The sequence below is a fragment of the Stenotrophomonas sp. STEN038 genome (assembly GCF_056759895.1).
Window position 1 is genome coordinate 1 of the sequence record NZ_JBRRDW010000090.1, and the last position, 7991, is coordinate 7991.

The 7991-nt window shown below is 61.6% G+C and carries 8 protein-coding genes; 2 read left to right on the top strand and 6 right to left on the bottom strand.

The features are described 5' to 3' along the window. Nucleotides 1-239: 239 nt before the first annotated feature. Nucleotides 240-626 carry a hypothetical protein gene (locus tag ACVOLS_RS20815; RefSeq protein WP_481547209.1) on the bottom strand — a complete coding sequence of 129 codons (387 nt, stop codon included), beginning with the start codon at nt 624-626 and terminating at the stop codon, nt 240-242. Nucleotides 627-864: 238 nt separating this feature from the next. Next, nucleotides 865-1956: a DNA glycosylase AlkZ-like family protein gene (locus tag ACVOLS_RS20820; RefSeq protein ID WP_481547210.1), complete on the bottom strand. Its 1092-nt coding sequence runs from the start codon at nt 1954-1956 to the stop codon at nt 865-867. A 244-nt stretch (nt 1957-2200) separates the two neighbouring features. Here ACVOLS_RS20820 and ACVOLS_RS20825 point away from each other — a divergent pair, with 244 nt between their 5' ends. Next, on the top strand, nt 2201-3130 hold the full coding sequence (locus ACVOLS_RS20825) for a hypothetical protein (RefSeq protein WP_481547211.1): 930 nt from the start codon (nt 2201-2203) through the stop codon (nt 3128-3130). Between the two features lie 37 nt (nt 3131-3167). Here ACVOLS_RS20825 and ACVOLS_RS20830 read toward each other — a convergent pair whose 3' ends face one another. From ACVOLS_RS20830 to ACVOLS_RS20840, 3 genes are all read right to left on the bottom strand, one after another. Then, a complete protein-coding gene (locus tag ACVOLS_RS20830) occupies nt 3168-3377 on the bottom strand; it encodes a hypothetical protein (protein ID WP_481547212.1) in 210 nt (69 codons plus the stop codon). Nucleotides 3378-3644: 267 nt separating this feature from the next. Then, nucleotides 3645-4796 carry a YncE family protein gene (locus ACVOLS_RS20835; protein ID WP_481547213.1) on the bottom strand — a complete coding sequence of 384 codons (1152 nt, stop codon included), beginning with the start codon at nt 4794-4796 and terminating at the stop codon, nt 3645-3647. Nucleotides 4797-4994: 198 nt separating this feature from the next. Next, complete coding sequence (locus ACVOLS_RS20840; RefSeq protein ID WP_481547214.1) at nt 4995-5489, bottom strand: hypothetical protein; 495 nt, start codon at nt 5487-5489, stop codon at nt 4995-4997. Nucleotides 5490-5734: 245 nt separating this feature from the next. Here ACVOLS_RS20840 and ACVOLS_RS20845 point away from each other — a divergent pair, with 245 nt between their 5' ends. Further along, complete coding sequence (locus ACVOLS_RS20845; RefSeq protein WP_481547215.1) at nt 5735-6448, top strand: transposase; 714 nt, start codon at nt 5735-5737, stop codon at nt 6446-6448. Here ACVOLS_RS20845 and ACVOLS_RS20850 read toward each other — a convergent pair. Beyond that, on the bottom strand, nt 6445-7638 hold the full coding sequence (locus ACVOLS_RS20850) for a GGDEF domain-containing protein (RefSeq protein ID WP_481547216.1): 1194 nt from the start codon (nt 7636-7638) through the stop codon (nt 6445-6447). The genes ACVOLS_RS20845 and ACVOLS_RS20850 overlap by 4 nt on opposite strands. Nucleotides 7639-7991: the final 353 nt, after the last annotated feature.

Below are 7991 nucleotides of genomic sequence, written 5' to 3' on the forward strand. Positions count from 1 at the left end.
GCCTCTGCCGAGCATGGCTCGGCACTACGCTCCCTCCCTTTCGCGTAGCGAAGGGGAGGGCTGGGGAGGGGTTCGCTCTTCGCCGACTGCAGCTACGCCAGCATGCTACCGCCGCAACAAAAGCAGCTCCTGTAGTGCCGAGCCATGCTCGGCAAGGGGCTTTCCCGGTAGAGCCTCTGCCGAGCATCGCTCGGCACTACAGGTTGCAGGCGTTGCGAGCTTCGCGGCTTAGGCCTCTCCTACACCGACATCCGCCGTAGCGCCAGGTTGTAGCTCGTCGCATAGATCGCCGTTATCGATAACGGCACCACGATCGTCTTCAGGATCTCAGGTGTACCAGCGATCCAATGGATGCTGCTGAGCAGGCTCAGCGAAACCACGACGGCCACTACCGGCGGCACCCAATAGCCGGCGCTTCCGGGCAAGCGCGCAGACAGCGCCTCGATCATCCGCTTCAGGAACAGGGTAATCAGCGCCGACAAGGTGCCCTGCACTACCCCGGCGATCAACGGCCGCGGCATCGGATGCGCAAGGTTCGCGAACGCGGCCCAGCTACCCATCGCAATGAACGCCACAGCCATATGCACGGCGCTGTTGCGGGCGGTGGCTATGGTGGTTGTCGGCACGAGATGGTCCTGCGGGCTTGTTGTGGCGTGGCAGCGCAGCATGACGGATGCGCCAGCTGGCAATCAACCTCGGCCCGGAAACGTGTCCGTCGCGCGCGAATGAGTAAGCCTGTACTCCGCCCGCAAGCGACCGGCTTGTTCAACAACATCTGCAACCAATCAGAACAACGGCCGGAGGTGCAAGCGCATCCTTTCAACTGCACTACGTTCGGATACCGCCCCCAGCCCAGACCTCAACTCACTCATCCAGCCCGAGAAAAATCCGCATGCGCCAAAGCTCCGCATCCAGCCCGTCGACAAACACAGCGTCACGCGGCGCCCTTCCTTCCACGTACTGCAGTTGCGCATCCAACGCGCCACCAGCCACCGATAGATTGCCCCAGCCAATGACCCTATCGCCCCACAACAACGGCAGCGCGTAATAGCCCATCTTGCGCTTCGCCGGCGGCGTATACGCCTCGAAGCGGTACGCCCAACCCCACAGCAGCTCGAAGCGACGGCGATCCCAGGCCACGGGATCGAACGGAGTCAGCAGGCGCACCTGGGTATCCGGCTTCCAGCGACGGCTTTCCGCACGCTCATCGGCAGGCCATACCCAATCAACCCCATCCACCCTCGCCCGTTGCAGGCGCAGGCGCGCACGCGCCAATGCCGCTTTGCGCGCATCCTTCCACTGCGGGACACCATTCCCCAGATAGGCCACCAGCTGACCCAGGCTTGCATCGGGAAGCGGTGCGTATTTACCAACAATCAGGTCGATCAATGCATCCATGCGCGCGCCTATCTCGTCAGCAGATACCGCCAGCGCCGCATCGCGAACTGCATAGACGCGCGTGCCACCATCGCGTCGCGCCACCCGCAGCAGGCCGCGGTAATGCATGCCATCGAGCAACTGGGTACTGGCATTGGACGAGCCGCCAAACCAGTTGGTGGTCTTGCCGTGTGCAAAGTGCGCATCCACCTCACGCGGGTGCACCGCACCACGCTCGGCGATAAAGGCCTGCACCGCCTGCGCCTGCTTCCAGCGTGCCGGCGTCCATTCCATCCGAGCCTGTCGCGGGTGCATCAGCGCCTGGTGGCCGCGTGGCAGGAAGCCATAGTTGACGAAGAAATCTTCCTCGATGGGAAGACGCGGATAGCGCCGTTCCAAATCCCCGGCCCGATATCCGACGACCCTGTGCCGCAGCGTCAGGTCCTGCGCCCTTGCGGGCGCGCGGATCGGGTCAGCCTGCACGAACCCAAGCTTCGCAATCGCCCGCATCAGCGTGGTCGGCTTGAACAGCGAACGGGCGACCGCGTAGCGGCGCAGGTGGTCGAGGGTAAGTTTCATTTGCCGATGATGCCAGCAACTGCTTCGATACGGCGCCAGAGCGCGTAAACGAGACATCAGGACGAAGGCTCACAGCCCTCCCATCCATTCTCTTATCCCGGCCCAACTGGATTGCCGGAGCCCGGCAAGCATCTGACCGATATATCCACCCGCCCCAAGCCATCGAAGCTTCGTTTGCAGATTTTCCTGCCAATTGGAGAAGCCCGTGGGACGGTTATCATCCACGTACAGCCGCGTCATCCTCATGACAGTGATCACACTTGCACCACTCAAGGCCTTCGCTGGAGGCGTGATTGAATGCAACCGCTGTCCATCAACCGTCAATGCAGCCATATCAAAAGGCAATGGAATCAGCCTCGTCGTGGATTTCGAGAACGTAACGCTATCGGCATATGAGGTGGAATATGACCGGGAACTGAGGCGCTGGCGAACTGTACGTACTCCGATACCTTCACAGATATCGTCAGCCTTCTATCGAATCATGGAAGCGGCCTCGATAGCAGCGAGTTCTCGACCATCAGATGGCATCCTGAATCCCGAAGCAGACCGATTCGGAGACGATTCCATCCCGCACACCTACTCTGACAGGAACAAGGGAGGCCTTGTCGTAACGGTACATCCAGATAACCCTCAGCTCTCAAACCCCGTGGGTTTCACCTTTCCTGATGCCTACAAGGATCTCAGCGCCAGCGACATCATCCTCTCAGCCACATCACGGACCAGGTTTGGGCAGTATCTGGCTGAAGGCTTGGCAGGAGCAGGTACAAGCAGTGCGGCCTGGAACTCGATCGCGTTCTCTGTACAGCAACTCGCCCTCACTTGGGCTTCGAAGCACGGTGCGGGTTCAATAATGGTGATTGTCCAGTGGCGCGATGGCTCGCGGACAGCTTACAGAGTGACGACAGACAACGTCACAGAAGCCAACTACGTCGACGGCGAAAGTCGGGACGCGCTTGGCAACAAGCTGCCTGATGCGGCCATTGCCGCTCCAGAAACTGCGCCCAGCTACGTTGGTGATTACTATTTTGGCGAAGGAGACCACGGCCAGCAGAACCGAAATCGCTGGATCGACTCCGCCCGCCTGTATGGGATCCGCATCAGCGGGGCGAGCCGCAATGACAGTCGTATGTACTGCAGCTGGGATGGAGTAACGATTGCCTGCATGATGCAATAGCAGGCGCTGAGATTCTCGCGTCATGGCATTGGGGCACTCAGCGCTCTCCATCGATCGAACGGCAGTTGTACTCGGCAAAAATAAAGCCCAACGGCTGCTGCTCGGTCAGGCCCCATTCCGACGCCAGCGCGTTGACGTCAACCTGCACCACCTGCAACTGCACGCTACGCTTCTCCAACAGAGCAGGCAGCTTCTTTCCAAACTCGCTGCCGCGGCTGATCGGATGCTGGCCCGGCCATCGCTGCATCGCCGCCCTTGTGAAGCAATTCATCCGCCTTCTGTTGGACCATGATCGATACGGAAGTCGCACATGCACCTCCCCTACCCCCCCGCTAGCTAACCCACCATCCAGCCAGATTCGCAAGTTTGAAGGTGGACTCCAATGGCTATGCAAGCTATCCAAACTCGCAGCATCTTCGAGCCCGTTCTAGCTACCACACAAAAAGAAGGGCCGAGGCAGCAGGCATGCTGGCCCCGGCCCGCGCAGCAATCAGATGCTGCAAAAGCTTCTGCGTCAGCTGCCCAATTCGATACGGGCAACGGCTTCCTCAGCACCCTTCGGGTCGCTTTCGCCGTTCTTGATGCTGACGTACAGCACGTTGTTCTTCGCATCCAGCGCCAGGCTGTTCGGATGGGTCGGTACCGACCAGCTGGCAACCTGCTGGTAGCTGTCGCTGTCATAGGCGGTGACGCTGCCAGCTTCGCGGTTGGTCACGTACAGGCGCTTGCGCGGTGCATCCAGCAGGATGCCGAGCGGGCCCGCGTCGGTCGGGATGCTCGCCAGTTCAGCGCCACTGCTGCGGTCCAGCACCAGCACGCGCTTGCCCGGATGACGCGAGACGAAGCCTTCGATGCTGCTGCCCTGGTACTTGCGGATCATCTCCAGGCCTTGGTCGGTGACGAACAAGCGCGTGCCCGCAGGATCGAGCGCGATGTTCATCGGCTGCTCGGCACTGACCTGGAAGCGCTGCTCGACCTTGCCACTGTCGGTGCCCACGGTGACCACTTCACCGAGCAGATTGCTGGTGTATACGCGCTTGCCGGTCGCATCCAGCGCCAGACCCGGCGCCTTGGCCTTGCCCAGCCCTTCAATGGTGTCGATCAAACGCAGCGATTGCGTATCGACCACGAACAGCACGCTACCTTCCTGCGAGTGGCCGGTGACATACAGGCGATGATTGGGTGCATCCACCACCAGCTCACGCAAGTCGTGGCTGAAATAGGACTTGCCGTCCTTGCCGGTGACCTTCTCCATCAGCTGCACCGTGCCGACGGCCTTGTTCTGCGCGGTATCGACCACGGTCACCGAGGTATCGACGGTGTTGCCGACGTAGAGGCGATTGTTGGCATCATCCAGCACCACACCGAAGCCTTTGCGCTCCAACGGAATGCGCTGCTGCACGGCGAGCGTGGAGGGGTCCAGACGCAGCACCTGAGCCGGACCGGCAGCATCGCCAAAGCCACCGGACGAAGCGACGAAAACGGCATTCTGCGTGGGGCTGTAAGCCAGTTCGTACAGCCCCTTGGCGACGGCCTGGCGCTGCACGGCAGTAGTGGTGTTGCTGTTGGCAGCAACCGGCGACGTCGCCGAAGCAGCCGGTGCAACTACTGCAAGAGAGACCGCCAGCGCGAGCGCAGCGGAACGGAACAGGGGGGATTTCGACATTGCGAGCTTCCTTGATAGGGCACGAAGGGTGTCCTGGCTCGCTGCGCCGTTGTCGAACGGGAATGGCTGGCTGGTGCCGGCATGTTAGAGCAAAACCGGGGTCAGAGTCAGGTTCTTGATATGCGAATTACATTCCCACGCCTCTCATCCCAAGGTCCAGCAAACAGCTTTCGTTAACAGCGTTGCGGCCACGCATACCTAAATGCCGCAGATACCCCAAGGCCAGATTTTCCGGCGACGGTCAAACACAATCTGCCGGCTTTCCAGCCCTGACTCCCCGCGCACCACGCAGAAATTTCCGCTGTACCAACGGCGGACCAGCTCACCTTCAGACGCCACGATGAAGGCAGCAACATCAACCAGATATCGAGTTCCCGGCAACAGATCTGGCAAAGGATTGCCCGTGCTTTCGAGGCCATCAAGACACTGATGCGGGGACACAACCGGAACAAGCCCCTCATTCGGTGGAAAGCTCTGTTGCCAGAGAAGGTGCGAGCCACTCGCGTCCTGACGATAGATGCTTACGTTGGTCACACCAGATCCCCGGCCCTCCAACTCCTCCACGTCATTGGCGCGCAAGCACAGGCCGCCTCCATCAAGAGAGATGACGGCGTTCTGATATAGCTCCTTTGGCTGACTGCAGATAGCGCTGGCCGGCGTCATCAGAAGTGCAAGCAACAGCAATCTATGCATGTCCGATCCCTTCCTTGGCTGAGAGACGTCGAACCGATCTTCTATTACCTGCTCAGCGCCGCACAAGTACGGGGCGCAAAGTTCCATCCAGAACCGGCACCTTTGGGAGCATGCACTTCCGTGGCCATTCGTGTGTTCAAAACCGGGGTCAGAGTCAGGTTCTTACACAATCCACCCGACTCCCCGGATCGCAGGTACGCGCCAGCAACACTAGGGTGATCGGCAGCCCAGCATGAGCACCGCATATGGCACGGCACCCCAGGATTGATCTGGCAGACGTAACCCAGCACGTCATACAGCGCGGCAATGATCGGCAACCGTGCTTCTTCCGCGAGATTGACCGCGTGCGCTATCTGCAGGATCTACGCGACCTGATCATCGTGCACGAAAGCAGCCTGCATGCTTACGTACTGATGACCAACCACGTACACCTGTTGATAACCCCGTCCCGGGCAGGTGCGATAAGCCGAGTAATGCAGTCACTCGGCCGCCGCTACGTCCGCTACATCAATGACGCTTACGGCCGCACCGGCACACTATGGGAGGGCCGCTACAGATCCCACCTAATAGCCAATGACGCACACCTCCTGCGCTGTTACCGCTATATCGAGCTGAACCCTGTACGCGCAGGGATGGTCGCGAGTCCGGACGACTACGCATGGTCCAGCTACCGGCACAATGCCCTTGGTGCACCAGATCCGGTCATACGAATGCACGCCTGCTATCGACAACTGGGCGTCACCGACGCACAACGTCGAGCGGCATATCGCGACCTGGTCAGGCAAGCCAGCAACGATGCTAGCGACTTCCGCGACCACCTGCACCGTCAACAACCGATGGGCAACGATTGCTTCCGTGCCGCTATAGAAGCTCAGATTGGCCGCAGTCTGATACCCGGCAAGAGCGGAAGGCCCAGAAAGAGAACGCCAGCGAGCCCAGCGCCCGGCGCAGCCGACTAATGCACCGTATCCAGCGCCGCGTTAATCCGACTCTGACCCCGGTTTTGCTCTACGCGGTTGCGGCCGGTGTGTTTGCCGCGGTAGAGGGCGGCGTCGGCTTGTTGCATGGCGTGGGCCAGGCCGGCTTCGCTGGAGAAGCTGTCGGAGACGCCGATGGTGACGGTGCAGCGCAGGCCTTCGTAGCGTGGGCCCTGCAGCATCACCGCCTGTTCGATGCTGGTGCGTACACGCTCGGCCACGCGCAGGGCCGAGGCTTCGTTGGCGCCCACGCAGATGGCGGCAAACTCCTCGCCGCCCAGCCGGCACAGCAGGTCGTCCTTGCGCACCGAGGCACGCAAGGCCTCGGCCACACCGCATAGCACCGCGTCGCCGGTCTGATGACCGTAGTTGTCGTTGATGCGCTTGAAATGGTCGACGTCGATCAGCAGCAGGCGCGCGGTGGCACCCGGCCGCCGGAAGCAGGCTTCCAATGCTGTGCCCAAGCCACGGCGGTTGAGCAGTTGGGTAAGCGGATCGTGGGCCGCAATGCCGCGCAACCTGTCGGTCAGACGACGCAGGACCAGCCAGACGATCGATGGCGGCAGGATGGTCGCCAGCGAGCACATGTAGACATAGAAGATCATCGAAAACTGGCCGTCCATGCTCAGCGCCTCGAAACCGCCAGACAGCAGCTTGCTGAGCTTGATGACGTTCAGCACGCAGATGCCGCTGATCAAACCGGCAAACAGCAGCACCTCACCGCGCAGGTCCCTGGCGAAGCTGCGCACACCGTACAGCAGCACCGCCACCATGCCGACGAAGGACACCGCACAGGTGCCAGCCAGCAGCACGTAGCGCGCCACCGGACCGAGCGTCCAGTTCACCAGGATCTGCAGCAGGCTGTAGCCCACGGCCAGATACAGCAAGGGCATCGCCAGCGGCGTGGAGCGGCCAAAGAACCGCGCCCCGCCCACGCAATATGCCAGTAGCGAGCACAGCGTGAGCGTGTGGTTGACCATGCTCAGCCAGCTCCAGCCCGGCGCACCTTCCATCAGCTGCAGCACATAGGCCCCGCCGAGCATCAGGTTGCCCACGCCGAACACGTCCATGCCCATCTTCTCGTCCTGCAGGCGACGACTGATGAGCAGGAACATCACGGTGAAGCTCAGCAGGTAAACGCAGAGCATGCCGACTAGGAGGGTGGCGATCATTGGGTGTTCGACAAAAAGGCAGGCGAAGGCGCGCTGGTCCACCCCATGTGGAACGACGGATGCCAAACAAGAACTCGCAACGCTGCCGCTGATCCCCCGGCACCGCATTGTCCCCGCGCGTATCGTACCGAATTCGATTGGGGTTACGGGGTTTGCGGCGGGCCGGACGGGGCATGTAAACGGTTACGGAGGCTCTTACGTTGGTTGGGGTAAAAACCGGGGTGGGGGGGGGGGGTGGGGGCCGGGCCCCCCCGAGGCGCCCGGGGTGGGGGGGGGGGTGTGGTGGGGCGCCGGCGGGGGCGGGGGCCGGGCGGGCGTGGGTGGGGGGGGCGGGGGGGGGACTAGGAGGGCGC

Coding starts and splice junctions, on each gene's coding strand:
- ACVOLS_RS20850 (WP_481547216.1), bottom strand. CDS start 7,638: ATGATCGCCACCCTCCTAGTCGGCATGCTCTGCGTTTACCTGCTGAGC.
- ACVOLS_RS20840 (WP_481547214.1), bottom strand. CDS start 5,489: ATGCATAGATTGCTGTTGCTTGCACTTCTGATGACGCCGGCCAGCGCT.
- ACVOLS_RS20820 (WP_481547210.1), bottom strand. CDS start 1,956: ATGAAACTTACCCTCGACCACCTGCGCCGCTACGCGGTCGCCCGTTCG.
- ACVOLS_RS20835 (WP_481547213.1), bottom strand. CDS start 4,796: ATGTCGAAATCCCCCCTGTTCCGTTCCGCTGCGCTCGCGCTGGCGGTC.
- ACVOLS_RS20825 (WP_481547211.1), top strand. CDS start 2,201: ATGACAGTGATCACACTTGCACCACTCAAGGCCTTCGCTGGAGGCGTG.
- ACVOLS_RS20845 (WP_481547215.1), top strand. CDS start 5,735: ATGGCACGGCACCCCAGGATTGATCTGGCAGACGTAACCCAGCACGTC.
- ACVOLS_RS20830 (WP_481547212.1), bottom strand. CDS start 3,377: ATGCAGCGATGGCCGGGCCAGCATCCGATCAGCCGCGGCAGCGAGTTT.